General features: G+C 61.3%; 14 protein-coding genes. 6 read left to right on the top strand and 8 right to left on the bottom strand.

Going from position 1 to position 14440, the window contains the following annotated elements; all coding sequences use genetic code 11:
- Positions 1-201: 201 nt before the first annotated feature.
- Positions 202-453: a hypothetical protein gene (locus BM438_RS14470; RefSeq protein WP_093634903.1), complete on the bottom strand. Its 252-nt coding sequence runs from the start codon at positions 451-453 to the stop codon at positions 202-204.
- Positions 454-630: 177 nt separating this feature from the next.
- Between BM438_RS14470 and BM438_RS14465 the strand changes: the two genes are divergently transcribed.
- Positions 631-1155, top strand: coding sequence for a DUF6496 domain-containing protein (locus BM438_RS14465; RefSeq protein WP_093634902.1), 525 nt, complete (start codon positions 631-633; stop codon positions 1153-1155).
- Between the two features lie 77 nt (positions 1156-1232).
- On the opposite strand, the gene aptA is transcribed toward BM438_RS14465, so the two are convergent.
- On the bottom strand, positions 1233-2561 hold the full coding sequence (aptA, locus tag BM438_RS14460) for an omega-aminotransferase AptA (RefSeq protein ID WP_093634901.1): 1329 nt from the start codon (positions 2559-2561) through the stop codon (positions 1233-1235).
- A gap of 222 nt (positions 2562-2783) precedes the next feature.
- Here aptA and BM438_RS14455 point away from each other — a divergent pair, with 222 nt between their 5' ends.
- Positions 2784-4199 carry an aminotransferase-like domain-containing protein gene (locus BM438_RS14455; protein WP_054040324.1) on the top strand — a complete coding sequence of 472 codons (1416 nt, stop codon included), beginning with the start codon at positions 2784-2786 and terminating at the stop codon, positions 4197-4199.
- Positions 4200-4211: 12 nt separating this feature from the next.
- Here BM438_RS14455 and BM438_RS14450 read toward each other — a convergent pair whose 3' ends face one another.
- From BM438_RS14450 to BM438_RS14425, 6 genes are all read right to left on the bottom strand, one after another.
- Positions 4212-4835 (bottom strand): LysE family translocator, encoded by a 624-nt coding sequence (locus tag BM438_RS14450; RefSeq protein WP_054040326.1) that lies wholly within the window; start codon positions 4833-4835, stop codon positions 4212-4214.
- Between the two features lie 124 nt (positions 4836-4959).
- Positions 4960-6516: a DHA2 family efflux MFS transporter permease subunit gene (locus BM438_RS14445; RefSeq protein ID WP_093634900.1), complete on the bottom strand. Its 1557-nt coding sequence runs from the start codon at positions 6514-6516 to the stop codon at positions 4960-4962.
- Positions 6517-6589: 73 nt separating this feature from the next.
- Entirely contained in the window at positions 6590-7750 is a 1161-nt protein-coding gene (locus BM438_RS14440; RefSeq protein WP_093634899.1) for an HlyD/EmrA/EmrK family protein, read from the bottom strand.
- Between the two features lie 65 nt (positions 7751-7815).
- The gene (locus tag BM438_RS14435; protein ID WP_093634898.1) at positions 7816-9324 is read right to left on the bottom strand and encodes an efflux transporter outer membrane subunit; all 1509 of its coding nucleotides are present in this window, start codon (positions 9322-9324) and stop codon (positions 7816-7818) included.
- 129 nt (positions 9325-9453) lie between these two features.
- The gene (locus BM438_RS14430) at positions 9454-9888 is read right to left on the bottom strand and encodes a MarR family winged helix-turn-helix transcriptional regulator (RefSeq protein ID WP_093634897.1); all 435 of its coding nucleotides are present in this window, start codon (positions 9886-9888) and stop codon (positions 9454-9456) included.
- Positions 9889-10027: 139 nt separating this feature from the next.
- Complete coding sequence (locus BM438_RS14425; RefSeq protein ID WP_093634896.1) at positions 10028-10936, bottom strand: LysR family transcriptional regulator; 909 nt, start codon at positions 10934-10936, stop codon at positions 10028-10030.
- Between the two features lie 245 nt (positions 10937-11181).
- On the opposite strand from BM438_RS14425, the gene BM438_RS14420 reads away from it, so the two are divergent.
- From BM438_RS14420 to BM438_RS14405, 4 genes are all read left to right on the top strand, one after another.
- Positions 11182-11748 carry a TetR/AcrR family transcriptional regulator gene (locus tag BM438_RS14420; protein ID WP_054040330.1) on the top strand — a complete coding sequence of 189 codons (567 nt, stop codon included), beginning with the start codon at positions 11182-11184 and terminating at the stop codon, positions 11746-11748.
- 219 nt (positions 11749-11967) lie between these two features.
- Positions 11968-12393 carry an organic hydroperoxide resistance protein gene (locus BM438_RS14415; protein WP_093634895.1) on the top strand — a complete coding sequence of 142 codons (426 nt, stop codon included), beginning with the start codon at positions 11968-11970 and terminating at the stop codon, positions 12391-12393.
- A 37-nt stretch (positions 12394-12430) separates the two neighbouring features.
- Positions 12431-13459, top strand: coding sequence for an alpha/beta hydrolase (locus tag BM438_RS14410; protein WP_093634894.1), 1029 nt, complete (start codon positions 12431-12433; stop codon positions 13457-13459).
- Positions 13460-13632: 173 nt separating this feature from the next.
- Positions 13633-14343, top strand: a complete 711-nt coding sequence (locus tag BM438_RS14405; protein WP_093634893.1) for a hypothetical protein — start codon at positions 13633-13635, stop codon at positions 14341-14343.
- Positions 14344-14440 lie beyond the last annotated feature (97 nt).

Here is a 14440-nt window from a genome sequence, read left to right as displayed (position 1 = left end):
CCGGCACGATGCGAAGCTTCACTTTTTTAAATATTCCCCTTTCCGGGTGTCCAGGTTTACTTGACCACTACAGTGCCGCCCCGCACAGGGGCAACGCTAATAGACCACTAACAATGCAAGGAAAGGCACGAAAGCCAGATCAAGGAAAGGCCAAAGCCCCAGGAACACGGCCAAATGCCGCCGCAAAAGGCAAAAAAACCCTTACTCCTCCGCATCATGCTCAATCACAAACCGCCGCAAATAAGCCAGCACAGCGGCTTCCATCCCTCGATGATCAGCGGTGCTCTTAGACCCCGCATTTTCCTCATCGCCGAACAACGAGGACGGCGCATTATGCACATCCACTTCCTGGCCTTCGCGGAACACACGAATCTCGTGAACGTCTTCAGCGTACTCGGCAACCCAATGCACGCCTTCGATATGCGCGCCTGCGCGAACGGTAGGTATCTTCATGGACGTCTCCCGTCGGGCCGGACCAAGGCGCCAACCCTTGCTCTCACCATACGCCGTCCAGTTGCCAGGCGCGAGCCTTGTCGCCCAATTTCCTGAAGTTTCGCTGCGCCGCAGCGAACGCCCCCCGGCACACGCGTTGCTGCATGTCCAAAGCCAACAGCCAACCGGAGGACCGTCATGCCCGAACAGAAAACCATCAAGCGTGCCCAAGCCGACAAGCGTGCCGGCAAGGCATCGAGCACCCAGGCAGGGGAATTCGTCAAGGATCAGATCGATAAGGTGCGCGCCGGCAAGCATGGCGTCAGGTCGGCCAAGCAGGCGATTGCAATCGGCCTGTCCGAAGCGAGGCGTGCAGGCGTCGCCGTGAAGTCGCCAAAAAAGGGCGCCGCGAGTGAGGCGACCCACAAGAAAGCGCAGAAGGACAACGCCGCGGGCCAGCACAAGAGCACGGCGAAGAAGAGCGCGAGCAGCGAATCGACAGCCAGGCGTTCACGTGCCGCGACCAATGCATTGAAGCGCGAAAGCACCGAGGGGGCATCGCACAAGGCTTTGTCGAAACAGACGAAATCGGCAGCGGCCAAACGGCCGGCGGCCAGCCGATCTGCCGCGGCGAAGAAGGCCGCAGCGACCAAGGGTGCTTCAGGCCGCTCGGCCGCAGCTAAAAAGGCCGCACACACGAGAGTTTCGCGCGCGCATCGCTGACGCTATCGCCTGAGAGGGCGTGATACGGGCAACCAAAACGCGGCGCGCGCCACCCACGCGCGCCACATCTCTCAGTCTTACTGCACCGTCGCCAGCACGTCGCCCACCGTCTTGAAGATGTGCGCGATCTGCTCTTCATCGATGATGAGCGGCGGCGAGAACGCGAGGATGTCGCCGGTAAAGCGCACCAGCACACCCGCCTCGAAGCACTTCACGAACGCTTCGTAAGCACGCGCGCCCGGCGCACCGTCGCGCGGCTCGAGTTCGACGCCCGCGATCATGCCGAGGTTGCGAACGTCCTTCACATGCTTCGCGCCGCGCAGCGAGTGAGCGGCGGCTTCGAACTTCGGCGCCATCGTTGCCGCGCGCTCGAATAGGCCGTCGCGGCGATACAGGTCGAGCGTCGCGACGGCGGCCGCGGCCGCAGCCGGGTGGGCCGAATACGTGTAGCCGTGGAACAGTTCGATCGCGCCCTGTGCGCCGGCGTTGACGATCGTGTCGTGGATCGTGCGGCTCGCAGCCACTGCGCCCATCGGGATCGCAGCGTTGTTGATCGCCTTGGCCATCGTGATCAGGTCCGGCGTCACGCCGAAGTATTCGCTTGCCGTTGCTTTGCCGACGCGGCCGAATGCGGTAATCACTTCGTCGAAAATCAGCAGGATGCCGTGCTTCGTGCAAATTTCGCGCAGCTTCTGCAGGTAGCCTTGCGGCGGAATCAGCACGCCCGTCGAGCCGGCCACCGGTTCGACGATCACGGCGGCGATCGTCGATGCGTCGTGCAACGTGACGATGCGCTCGAGTTCGTCGGCGAGATGCGCGCCCCAGGCGGGCTGGCCCTTCGAAAACGCGTTGTGTTCGAGGTTATGCGTGTGCGGCATATGATCGATCGCCGGCAGCAGCGCGCCGGAGAACGTCTTGCGGTTCGGCGCGATGCCGCCAACCGAAATACCGCCGAAGCCCACGCCGTGATAGCCGCGCTCGCGGCCGATCAGACGCGTGCGCTGGCCTTCGCCGCGCGAACGGTGGTACGCCAGCGCGATTTTCAGGGCGGTGTCGACCGATTCCGAGCCGGAGTTGGTGAAGAAGATGCGGTCGAGGCCGTTCGGCATCAGTTCGGCGACTTTGGTGGCCGCTTCGAACGCCAACGGGTGGCCCATCTGGAATGTCGGTGCGAAGTCGAGCGTGGACAGTTGTTCGGTGATCGCGGCGACGATTTCGTCGCGGCCGTGGCCGGCGTTCACGCACCAGAGACCCGCGCAGCCGTCGAGCACTTCACGCCCGTCCGTGGTGCGGTAGTACATACCCTTGGCCGATTCCAGCAGGCGCGGCGCAGCCTTGAACTGGCGGTTGGCGGTGAAGGGCATCCAGAAAGACGACAGGTCGTCGATGACGGGGCGCGAAGTCATGATTTTCTCCTCGAAGTGATAGCGAAACTGTAGCGTCCGCGGTTTAATGGCGGCATAAACAGTTGACGCAGTGTGGTGCTAACTGTGTTGGTGGATTTGCGCTAACTGTGTCGATCGCGCGATGATGGCGCGGTGACTTAACTTGACGCTTTATCTGACGCTTTCCGGGCCACCTTTCTGGCAACGCAGCCGACCGTCGCGGCCGGCCTTTCAGTCCGAACCATGATCGAACTACAACTTGAGCGCGACCGACGCGCCGCTCCCACGCTCGTCGAGCAGGTCGTGCAGGGATTCGCGCGCGCCATCGAGGCGCAGTCGCTGCGTGCCGGCGCGCTGCTGCCCTCAGTGCGGCAGTTGGCGCAAAGCCACGAACTGAGTACTTTCACGGTGACCGAGGCCTACAACCGTCTCGTTTCGATGGGGCTCGTGGTAGCGCGGCGCGGTTCCGGTTATCGAGTGGCGGCGCGCGCGCAGTCCGCGCGGGCGGCCCCGACCGACTGGCAGCCGCCGAGCCTGACCGCGACCTGGCTGCTGTCGGACGTGTTCGCCGATCACTCGGTGCCGATCAAGGCAGGCGGCGGCTGGCTGCCGAACGAGTGGATCAACGAGACGGGTTTGCAGCACGCGCTGCGTGCAATGAGCCGCGTGCCGGCGGCGCGTCTCGGCGACTACGGGCATCCATACGGCTTCGCGCCGCTGCGCGAGCGGATCGCCGAGCAGCTCGACCGGCGCGGTTTGCCTGTGGATGTCTCCAACGTATTGCTCACGCAGGGCGCGACGCAAGGGCTGGATCTGATCGTCCGCACGTTGCTGCGCGCGGGCGACGCCGTGATCGTCGAAGATCCCGGTTACTGCAATCTGCTGCAGATTCTCAAGCTGGCGGGGCTGGTGGTGCATGGCGTGCCGCGCACCCCGGCCGGCGTCGATACGGACGTGCTCGAAGCGCTGGTCGCGCAGCACAAGCCGAAAGCGATTTTCGTCAACACCACGCTGCAGAATCCGACCGGCGCGACCTTCGGCATGTCGGCGGCGTTCCGTCTGTTGCAGATCGCCGAGCGTCAACGCATGTGGGTGATCGAAGACGACGTCAGCCGCGAACTGGCGCCGTCGGGCGCGCCTTTGTTTGCCGCCATGGAAGGCTTGCAGCGCGTGCTCTACGTGGGCGGTTTTTCGAAAACGGTGACGCCGGGGTTGCGTTGCGGCTACGTGGTCGCCGAGCGGGCAGTTCTGCGCGAACTGGCGCGCACGAAGATGGCGGTGGGTTTGACCTCGTCGGAAGCGATCGAACGGATCGTCGACAAGGTGTTGCTCGAAGGGCGCTACGCGCGTCACGTGGAAGCCGTGAACGAGCGGCTCAAGCTCGCGCATGCGACCGTCGAAGAGAGGCTCGATTCGCTCGGCCTGGAACTGTTTCACCGGCCGCGAGCCGGCCTGTTCCTGTGGGCTCGCCTGCCGATCGAAGCGGAGCGCGCGGGCGAGGTGGCGACCGCCGCGCTCCAGCACGGCATCTGGCTCGCACCCGGCTCCTATTTCCGTCCCGACGACGCCCCGAGCGCCTGGTTCCGTTTCAACGCGCCGTACTCGACCGACGACGCGTTGTGGCGCTTCATCGAGCGAGTCGGGCAGGGTGCGATCTAGCCGGACTCGGCCTTAAACGGACTGGCCGAGCAGCTTGAGCGCGATCGGATACAGCGAGAGCACCAGCAGCAGCGCCATCGCCACATTGAAGATGCGCAGCCGCTTCGGGTCCGACAGCACTTTGCGCATCGCGGTGCCGAAGCCCGCCCACAGGCAGATGCACGGAAAGCCGATCACGTAGAAGATCACCGCCATCGCGATGGCATTCACGCTGGCGCTCTCGCTAAGGTGGATCGTGGTGGCGGCGGTCAGCACCATCATCCACGCTTTCGGGTTGACCCACTGAAACGCAATGGCTTCGTGAAACTTCATGGGCCGGCGCTCGCCTTTCTTGACCTTCAACTCGCCCGACGTGCCGATTTTCCACGCGAGATACAACAGGTACGCGACGCTCGCGACTTCGAGCACCGTGTACAGCACGGGGAAGTGTACGAAGGCTTCGCCCAGACCAATCCCAACCGACAGCATCAACAGCACGACCCCGGCGCTGATCCCCGAAAGATGCGGCAGCGTGCGGCGAAAGCCGAAGTTGACGCCCGAGGCGAGCAACATCGTGTTGTTCGGACCGGGCGTGATCGTGGTGACGAGCGCGAACAGAATGCCGGCGGGGAGCGCGCTGAGACTGAGGTAGGACATGGACATGGGTGGCTCCGAGGTTGGTCGACAAGACCCTCGGAGCATTCTAGCGAACCACGCCGGTACAGTACCTATACGGTTTGTGGGATGGTGCCCGGTACGGACGACGGTACCCAGCCGTCTTTCAATGCGCAGCCGCGGCCGCGTCGCTCGAACCGCCCGCCTTGCCTGGCTTCGTGATCCAGATGAGCGGAATAATGATGATCATGATGAGCGCGGCTCCGTAGAACACGTCATTCAGCCCTAACATGGCCGCCTGCGACTGCACCGTATGGTCGAACAGCGCATACGACGCTTGCTGGCTCAGGCCAAGCGCTGAGTGGTAGGTGTTCATTTGCGCATTGAATATCGGGTTGGTCGGACTCGACTGCTGCGTCAGGATTTCATGGTGCATGATCGTCCGGTTGTTCCACACGACGCCCGCGATCGATGTGCCGATGCCGCCAAAGAACATGCGTCCGAAGGTGGACAGGCCGGCAGCGGCTGGCACTTTTTCGGGCGGTTGCCCTGACAGGATGATCACGGTCAGCGGCGCGAAGAACAGTGCCATCGGAATACCCTGCAGGAGGGTCGGCAGAATGATGTACCCCTCGCTGAGATCCGTATAGAAATACGAGCGCATGTAGTAGACGATCGCGAAGCCAATGAACGCGAATGTGCCGATGATGCGCGCATCGGAGCGCGGCAGGATCTTACCCATGATCGGCGCACCGATCACCGCGAAAATGCCCAGCGGCGCCGTTGCGAGTCCCGCATCGACTGCCCGGTAACCCAGGTACTCCTGCATCCACTGCGGAAGCAACACCAGCGTGCCGAAGAAGATGCCATACGCGACAGCAATCGAAACCGTGCCTCCAAGAAAGTTGCGCTGCTTGAAGAGGGTAAGGTCGACGATAGGGTTTTTCTCTGTTAGCTCCCAGACAATGAAAAGCGCAAGGCCCACCGCGGCAACGATAGTCAGAACGATGATTGTGTTCGAAGAGAACCAGTCGAGATCTTTGCCCTTGTCCAGCATCACCTGAAGCGACGCGACCCAGACGATCAGCAGCACCAGCCCGACAACGTCGATCGGCAGCTTTCTGGCCGGCGTATCGCGCTTGCGATAGAGAAGCCAGACCATCGCGGCAGCGAATAGGCCGACCGGGATGTTGATATAGAAGATCCATGACCAGCTGTAGCTGTCCGTGACCCACCCGCCAAGTGCCGGACCCACAATCGGCCCGGTCACCACAATCATTGAGAATAGCGAAAGTGCCAGTGAAGATTTCGCTTTCGGCCACGAACTGAGCAGCAGTGCCTGGGACATTGGAATCAGCGGTCCGGCCACGGCGCCCTGCAACACACGCGCAAGAAGCAGGATCGGCAAGGTTGGCGCGATGCCGCACAACCAGGATGCGAACACGAACAACAGTATCGAGCCGACGAACAGCCGGACCTGCCCCAGCCTCTGCGTCAGCCAGCCAGTCAAGGGAATCGCGATTGCATTCGCAGCGGCAAAGACGGTGATGACCCACGTGCCTTCGTCGACTGATACGCCGAGGTTGCCGGAAATGGTTGGAATGGCGACGTTGGCGATCGACGAATCGAGCACGGTCATGAAGCCCGCGAGACCAACGCTCAGGGAACCCAGAGCGAGTGTCGCCCCGGTCAGCGGCGGGTGATTGGGATGGTTGGTGGTCATGGTGATACGGCTGTCCTGTGTCTGGCGAGAAAGGCGCGGCATCTTTCACGTGCCGCGGTCCAATGAGCGGCGGTCATTCGTTTTCGGCGATGATTCGTGCGATCGCGGCATCGGCCTCGTCGCCGTACTTCGCGAAAACGTCGGTCTTATAGGCGGACGTAGACTGCGTACCGAGTTGGGCGCCGGCAGGGTCCTTGACGTTGACATCCACGTTCATTGAAAGACCCACACGCAGCGGATGCTTTTCCAGTTCCGCAGGCGGAATCTCGATGCGTACCGGGAGCCGCTGCACGACCTTGATCCAGTTGCCGGTCGCGTTCTGCGCAGGCAACAGCGCCAGTGCCGATCCGGTGCCCGGCGTAAAGCCCACCACCTTGCCGTGATAAACGACGGAGGAGCCGTAGACGTCGGCTGTCAGCTCAACAGGTTGGCCAACCCGGATGTGACGAAGCTGCCACTCCTTGAAGTTCGCATCGACCCAGACCTGCTCCAGCGGCACCACCGACATCAGCGCTGCGCCGGGTGACACGCGCTGCCCGACCTGCACCGAGCGCTGCGCGATATATCCGGTCACAGGGGCCGGCAACGTGGTGCGCGCGTAAGCCAGGTAGGCGTCGCGAACGTGGGCGGCGCTTGCCAGTACGTCCGGATGCTTCTCGACCGACGTGTTGGCCGTCAGCGCGCGATTGGCGCCAAGCTGCTGCCGGGCTGCTTCAAGCGAGGCCTGAGCCGAGCGGACCGCGTCACGTGCGTGTGAGATTTCCTCGTCCGACACCGCCCCCGTCATGCCAGTGGCAAGCCGGCGCTTCAGATCGTCCTGCGCTTTCGAAAGATCCGATTGGCGTTCAGCGATATCGGCGCGGTATCTGTCGTCGTCGGCATACAGGCCATGCACTCTGCGAACGGTTTGGCCCAGATTCGCCTCGGCCTGTTGCAACGCAATCCTGGCGTCCGCGGGATCGATCTGGACGATCGGTTCGCCCTTCCTGACGATTTGCGTGTTATCCGCATTGACCCCGATGACGGTTCCCGTGACCTGCGGCGTAATTTGGACGACGTTGCCGTTGACGTAGGCGTCGTCCGTATCCACGTGATGACGGGCTTCGACGAAATAGAAAGCGCCATACGCAGCGCCTGCGATCGCGAGCGAAGCGGCAAGCAGCGAGAGCAGGAGTTTGCGTTTGCCGGGCTTCTTTTCCGGCTCTTTATCCGACGATGACTGAGGTGCGTTCATGGGTAGCTCCAATAAAGTTTGATGGTCGCGCTCAGGCCGATACGCCCGAGTGCCGATCTGGTCGTTCAGTGAGTTGCCGTGCTGCCGGACGGCGCAGGAATCGGTGTCTCCGTGTTTGCGGCAAGGCCAGCCTGCGAAGCATCGAATCCGCCGCCTAGTGCCTTGATCAGCCCGATTTGCATGCCGCGGCGATTCATTTCGAGGTTCACGACAGCTGTTTCGGCTGCGAGCCGGTTGTCGTCGGCGTTCAGTACCTGCAGTTGCTGATTCAAGCCAGCCTTGTATCGAACGAGCGCCAGTTGGTAGGCTTTGGTCTGTGCATCCAGGGCCTGCTGCGCATCGACCAGTTGACGGTCGGCCGAGTGGATCTGCGTGACCTGCGTGGCAACATCGGATAAAGCGCTGATCAACGTCTGGTTGTACGTCGCGACGTCGTAATCGAAGTCCGCGTAGCGGCCCTTCAGTTGGGCGCGCAGCGCACCAGCGTCGAAGATAGGAAGATGAATCGCGGGTCCTGCCTGAAGTTGGCCGCTTCCAGCCGTCAGGAATCGCCCCCAGCCAAACGCGTCCAGTGCAGCTGATGCGGAAAGATTGACGTCCGGAAAGAACTCGGCCTTTTTTTCCTTTACATCGTGGATTGCTCCATCCACCTGCCAATAGGCCGCAACGATGTCCGGGCGCCGCGAAATCAGGTCGGCGGGCAGGTTGTCGGGAAGCGCGACGCCGGCGCCCTCTCCAAGCGATGGGTTGGCGATCTTGAGGCCGCCATCCGGTCCTTCGCCGAGCAGGGCACCCAATTGGTAGCGGACGGTTGTGATCTGTCCATCGAGGTCACTGACGCTGGAGCGGCTCGTTGCGGTTTCGCCGTATGCGGTCTGCCGCTCAACGTTGGTGTCGAGCCCCGCACCCACGCGCCCATCCGTGATTCGGCCGATATCCTCGCGATTCTTCACTTCGCGAGCCTCGATATCACGCAACGCATAGAGCTGCGCAAGATGGTTGTAGGTGCTGGCCACCGACGCGGCCAAAGAGATGCGCACCTGCTCGGCTTCGGCTTCGGCGACCTTCTCCTGCGAGACAGACTGACGAAGCCGTTCGCGATTCTTGCCCCACAGGTCGAGATCAAACGAAGCACTGGCGAGCACGTTGTTCTCGCTCTGCCAGGTGCCGTTGACCGGCGGTGGAGCGGACCCATTGTCGCTATAGCGCTCGCGCGTCCATGAATAGCTTCCCGTCACGTTTGGATAGAGTGCGGAATGGGCCGTGCCGACTGAGGCAGAGGCTTTCTCAATGCGTGCACGTGCCTGATCGATCGTTGGATTGCCGGCCAGTGCCTCGTCGATCAGCCTGGGCAACTGCGCATCGCCGAACTGCTTGGCCCAATCCATTGCAGGCCACTGTCCGCCCTCGGCAGGCAAGCTCTCCTTCGTTTCATACTGGGTGGGCGGGGCAATCTGCTTGTCGCTCTTGATGCCGGCGTAGTTGACGCATCCGGCGAGGCCAAGCGCCGCCACCGCCGAGGCTATCGTGGCAGCCCATGCGCTCGTTCGGAGCTGGGGTCGGTCGTGGTTCATGATGGTTTCCGTTTTCCTTTGGCTGATCTGGGTTGTTTGGCTTTGCATTGCTTGAAGTGCATATGCACACAATAGCGTTCAAATATTTGTGTATCGATCTACGAGGTGAATAAGTCTGTTGCGTTGTGGTTATCTTTCGGACAGGTAGCTCGTCATGCGAAACAGTTCACTTCGCAGATGCGCTGCCTGTTGCTGGCCAAAACTACGTTCGAAACTGGCCTGCGCTGTTGCCCAATGAGCGGCCGCTTCGTCGAGCTTCGTCAACCCTCTTCGGGTGAGTACGACTCGCAGCCGCCGATTGCTTTGCGGTTCGGCAGGAGCAAGCACGAGGCCGCGCCGGAGCAGGGGTTTAAGCGCTCGAACGAGCGTCGTTCTGTCCATCACCATCGCTTTGGCCAACTCGGCCATCGTCAGATTCGTACAACGACTCAGTGTTCTGAGGACGCTGAACTGCGTGGGCGTGATGCCGGCCTCAGACAAATGACGCTCGTAAAGCTTCGAAATATGTCGGGAGGCTTGACGAAGAGCAAAGCAGTCGTCGTCCGGAAGATCGTTTGAGTGCATACGCACAGAGTAATGCGGCCCCCGTCGGGAAGCGATGCTGGCCGGATTATCAGTTTGTTGTCGTTTCGTGCACCAATCGACTCATCCCGCCCTTTTATTCTTCCGGCGCGCTTCGCCGGTTGTTTTCGTCGGCGCTGAATTAGCGCGATGTCGCCAGCGTTTCGAAGAAGGCAGCCGCATAGTCAATAAACGCACGCACTTTGGCAGGCAGCAGGGTCCGGTTGCTATAAGCGAGCTGGATTTCGACGCTGTCGTCGACAAGCTGCGAACCGGTGAGCAACTGGACGAGCTTTCCCGAGGCCAATTCGTTCTCTACAAGGGCTGCCGGCACGACACCGATTCCGAAACCCTGCAGCACCATTTCCAGGTTGAAGGCGGGGCTGTTCGACGAAACATCGAAACGAAGCGGAACGCTCAGCTCGTCCGCGCCAAGCCGGAAGCCGATGACGGGGCGACGAATGGACGGCGACATCGGCACAAAAAGATGCTTGGCCAGTTCCGACGGATCTCCCGGCGTTGACGACGCCTGCAGATACTGCGGCGTCGCGACGATGACAACCGGAATGCGTTCGAGCAGACGCACGACCGTCGTTTCGCTCGTCAGCATGTACGGAAGAATGAGGCCCAGGTCGAACCCGTCGCCGACCAGGTCGACGGGCCGTTCAGTCAGCGTCACGTCGAGCGTGACCTTCGGATGGGCCCGCTTGAATCCGGCGATCAGGGGAACCAGCCGGCTTACCGTCGCCGTCGTATGAGCGACGAGGCGTAAGACACCACCCGCTTCGCGTGTCTGGTTGGCTACGTCCGCTTCGAGTACATCCAGGTCGTCCAGGATACGCACGCAGCCTTCGTAGAATCGTTCCGCGGCTTCGGTGAGTGAGACCTGCCGGGTCGTCCGGTTTAACAGCCGGCATCCGATCCTCTCTTCCAGCCCCGCGATTGCCCGCGACACTGCCGGCCGGGCCAGCCCATGAATATCCGCCGCGCGGGTGAAACTCTTCAGTTCGACCACCGACCGGAAAATGCGTAGGCTTTCGATATATTCCATGATGAGATCTCGTCGACCAACTGGAACAAAGGATGGACGGAATGCCGTTTTCGACGCCACCGGCGGCGCCGGTGGCGGGCTCTGTCTCCCACGGTGCTTCGCAGGATAGGCAACGGTTGAGCCGGCGACAGAAAACAGTCTATGCCACAGCGGCTCTGCCTTCATGTCTGATAACCACGTCGCATCGACTGAAAAAAGTGCGAAGTCGCTTGACAGTCTATCTACGAGTAGATAAAGTTCAGTCCATGGAACCGACAACGACAGTGCGCGAACAGATCCTCGACCACGCAATCACGCTCATCATGCTGCGTGGTTACAACGGGTTCAGTTACCGTGATCTGTCCAGTCTGGTTGGCGTCAAGACCTCGAGCATCCATTACTACTTTCCGTCGAAAGACGATCTGGTTCTGGAGGCGGTGAACGCGTATAGCAACGAGGTATTGGGCGCGCTCCATGGCATTAACGCTTCATTGGCAGCGGACACAAAGCTGAGCAAGTACGCGAAGCTGTTCGGCAGGACTCTCGGTGATGGCAATCAGATCTGCCTGTGCGGCATGCTGGCTGCAGACATCGAATCACTGCCCGACAACATCCGCCAAGCCGTGCAGGCGTTTTTTAAAGCGAACGAAAACTGGCTCGCCAAGGTTCTCGCGCAAGGCGTGCAGGAAGGGACGCTGGCGGTGAACGGCAAACCGGAAAACGCGGCGCGGGCGTTGTACGCGGCTTTTCAGGGCAGTGTGCTCGCAAGCCGTCTGTTTCACACCAAGGCCCGGCTCGAAGACGTCGAGGCAACGGTGCGGATCGCGAAGTGAAGCTCACACCGCGATAGTCAGGTAATCAGGTATGAGGCGGTACGCCGCCTCTTTGTTTGGCCCATCCATCTATCTTCAAGTAGATAGATGGATGGGGAATAAAGCGGGGAATATGAAGTAGCCAGGAAAAGCCTGGTTTGTCTGTTTAATTTTTTGCGGATGAATCTATCTAGTAGTAGATAGCAAGTCCAGTCACTCACTCTTGTAAGGAGCCTCACCATGTCACTCGAAAAAGTCCTCTACCGTGCCCACGCTCATGCCACCGGTGGCCGCGATGGCCGCGCCGTGGTGCCCGCAGGCAACCTCGATTTCAAGCTGACCACGCCGAAAGAACTGGGCGGTGCGGGCGGCGAGGGCGCCAATCCGGAACAGCTCTTCGCGGCCGGCTATAGCGCCTGTTTCCTCGGCGCGATGAAATTCGTCGCCGCCCGCGACAAGATCGCCATCCCCGCGGACGTCTCGATTGATGGCAGCGTCGGCATCGGCCAGATCCCGAATGGCTTTGGCATTGAAGTGGAGCTGAAGATCTCGCTGCCCGGCATGCCGCGCGAAGCGGCACAAACGCTGGTCGACAAGGCGCACGTCGTTTGCCCGTACTCGAACGCGACCCGCGGCAACATCGACGTCACCCTGACGATCGTCTAAGCCTCAGCCTCTCACCGTCACGAACCTGGAAAACATCATGAAGACCCTCAAGCCTTTGCTGCTGGCCACTGTACTTGCAACCAGCGCGACCCTCGCCGTTGCCGCAAGCCCGGCAACACCCGCCTCGCCCGATCTGGTGACCAGCCAGTTCCTGCATGCGTTGAACAGCGGCACAGGACCGGCAATCAACACGTTGACACCGGCGCAGGCGCGTCAGGTGCTGGTCGGTGCGCAGAACAGTGTGAAAGTTGATCTTTCCGGCATCGATGTGTCGAACAAGACCATCGAGCAGGACGGCATCAGCGTGCCGATCACGATCGTACGGCCGCAAGGCGCAACGGGCACGTTGCCGGTGTTCATGTTCTTCCACGGCGGCGGTTGGATCCTTGGGGACTTCCAGACGCACGAGAGGCTGGTGCGCGACCTCGTCGTGCAATCCGGGGCTGTGGCGGTGTTTGTCAATTACACGCCGTCGCCCGAAGCGCGTTACCCGGTAGCGATCAATCAGGCGTACGCGGCCACCAAATGGGTCGCGGAACATGGCAATGAAATCGGTGTGGACGGCAGCCGCCTTGCAGTAGTGGGCAACAGCGTCGGCGGCAACATGGCCGCGGTTGTATCCCTGATGGCGAAGAACAAGCAGGGCCCTGCAATCCGCTTTCAAGGCCTGATGTGGCCCGTGACGGACAACAATTTCAGCGACGGCTCGTACAACGCCTATCCGGAAGGTCACTTCCTGACCCGGCCGATGATGAAGTGGTTCTGGGACGCGTACACCAAGGATCCGAAGCAGCGCAATGAGATCTACGCGTCGCCGCTGCGCGCGTCAGTGGAGCAGTTGAAGGGTCTGCCGCCGGCGCTCATCCAGGTCGCGCAATTCGACGTACTGCGCGATGAAGGCGAGGCCTATGGTCGCAAGCTCGATACAGCGGGCGACGAAGTCACGACGGTTCGCTACAACGGCACGATCCACGACTTTGGCTTGCTCAACGCGCTCGCCAACGACGCGCCGACCAAGGCTGCAACGAGACAGCTTGCCAACGAATTGCAAGCGCGTCTGAAGTAAGCCGTCCCGCCTTGATCGCGGCGTGTTGCATGACAGCACCGCGCCGCGGTTACCAGCGGTATTTCCCACCGTATGCAAGTCGATTGCCGAACCGGCAGCCTATGGCGCTCCATGTTCGATAGCAAAATAAACGGTATATACTGTTTATACGGTTATCAACACGGAGAGACCACATGACAACACCCGTTACGAAAGAGCACACCAAGAAGGCGTTCCACTTCCCCAAGAGTTCGTCCAGGCACGCAGTAGATGGCGCCGAGCCGGTAGTCGCGGCGGAGCAGCCGGCGCAAGCGGCGCCTGCCGTCGAAAAGGCGCCCAAAGCGAAGCGCGCGGCCGCCGCGGAAGCAACGCCGGTCGTCAAGAAAGCAGCGAAAAAGGTGAAACGCGCGGCGACTGCGGAAGCGAAGCCCGCCGTCAAGAAGCCGGCCAAAGCAAAGCGCTCGGCAACTGCGGAAGCGGCCCCTGTCGTCAAGAAGGCGGCTAAAGCGAAGTCCTCGGCAGCGGCGGAAGCAAAGCCTGTCGTCGAGAAAGCGGCCAAAACCAAGCCCGCGGCCACTGCCGAAGCGGCGCAAACCACCAGGAAAACAGCCAAGCCGAAGCGTTCCGCAACTGCGGAAGCCGCGCCTGTCAGCGCTCCGGAAGCCAAGAAAGCCAAGCAGCCGAAGAAAGAAAAAGTCGTGCGCGACAGCTTCACGATGCCGAAATCGGACTACGACATGATCGCGTCGCTCAAGCAGAAGTGTCTCGACGCTGGCGTGCCGGTGAAGAAGAGCGAGTTGTTGCGAGCAGGCCTGATGATGCTGGAGTCGGCTTCGCCGCAGCGCCTGCTTGCCGCGGTGTCGTCGCTCGAGACAGTGAAGACAGGGCGTCCCGCGAAGGGTTAAACCCTGCCGATGCAGGGTTTAGAAGAAAGCGTGCCCGCCCGGGCGGTGTCGGACTGCAGCACATCCGGCTGCAAGTTCTCGAGCCGCAGGGGCGGGT

The organism is Paraburkholderia aspalathi (assembly GCF_900116445.1).
In the GTDB taxonomy this organism is placed as follows: Bacteria; Pseudomonadota; Gammaproteobacteria; order Burkholderiales; family Burkholderiaceae; genus Paraburkholderia; species Paraburkholderia aspalathi.
The sequence above is the reverse complement of the archived record's forward strand: the minus strand, read 5'-3'. Positions and strand labels throughout refer to the sequence as shown.

Coding starts and splice junctions, on each gene's coding strand:
- BM438_RS14470 (WP_093634903.1), bottom strand. CDS start 453: ATGAAGATACCTACCGTTCGCGCAGGCGCGCATATCGAAGGCGTGCAT.
- BM438_RS14465 (WP_093634902.1), top strand. CDS start 631: ATGCCCGAACAGAAAACCATCAAGCGTGCCCAAGCCGACAAGCGTGCC.
- aptA (WP_093634901.1), bottom strand. CDS start 2,561: ATGACTTCGCGCCCCGTCATCGACGACCTGTCGTCTTTCTGGATGCCC.
- BM438_RS14455 (WP_054040324.1), top strand. CDS start 2,784: ATGATCGAACTACAACTTGAGCGCGACCGACGCGCCGCTCCCACGCTC.
- BM438_RS14450 (WP_054040326.1), bottom strand. CDS start 4,835: ATGTCCTACCTCAGTCTCAGCGCGCTCCCCGCCGGCATTCTGTTCGCG.
- BM438_RS14445 (WP_093634900.1), bottom strand. CDS start 6,516: ATGACCACCAACCATCCCAATCACCCGCCGCTGACCGGGGCGACACTC.
- BM438_RS14440 (WP_093634899.1), bottom strand. CDS start 7,750: ATGAACGCACCTCAGTCATCGTCGGATAAAGAGCCGGAAAAGAAGCCC.
- BM438_RS14435 (WP_093634898.1), bottom strand. CDS start 9,324: ATGAACCACGACCGACCCCAGCTCCGAACGAGCGCATGGGCTGCCACG.
- BM438_RS14430 (WP_093634897.1), bottom strand. CDS start 9,888: ATGCACTCAAACGATCTTCCGGACGACGACTGCTTTGCTCTTCGTCAA.
- BM438_RS14425 (WP_093634896.1), bottom strand. CDS start 10,936: ATGGAATATATCGAAAGCCTACGCATTTTCCGGTCGGTGGTCGAACTG.
- BM438_RS14420 (WP_054040330.1), top strand. CDS start 11,182: ATGGAACCGACAACGACAGTGCGCGAACAGATCCTCGACCACGCAATC.
- BM438_RS14415 (WP_093634895.1), top strand. CDS start 11,968: ATGTCACTCGAAAAAGTCCTCTACCGTGCCCACGCTCATGCCACCGGT.
- BM438_RS14410 (WP_093634894.1), top strand. CDS start 12,431: ATGAAGACCCTCAAGCCTTTGCTGCTGGCCACTGTACTTGCAACCAGC.
- BM438_RS14405 (WP_093634893.1), top strand. CDS start 13,633: ATGACAACACCCGTTACGAAAGAGCACACCAAGAAGGCGTTCCACTTC.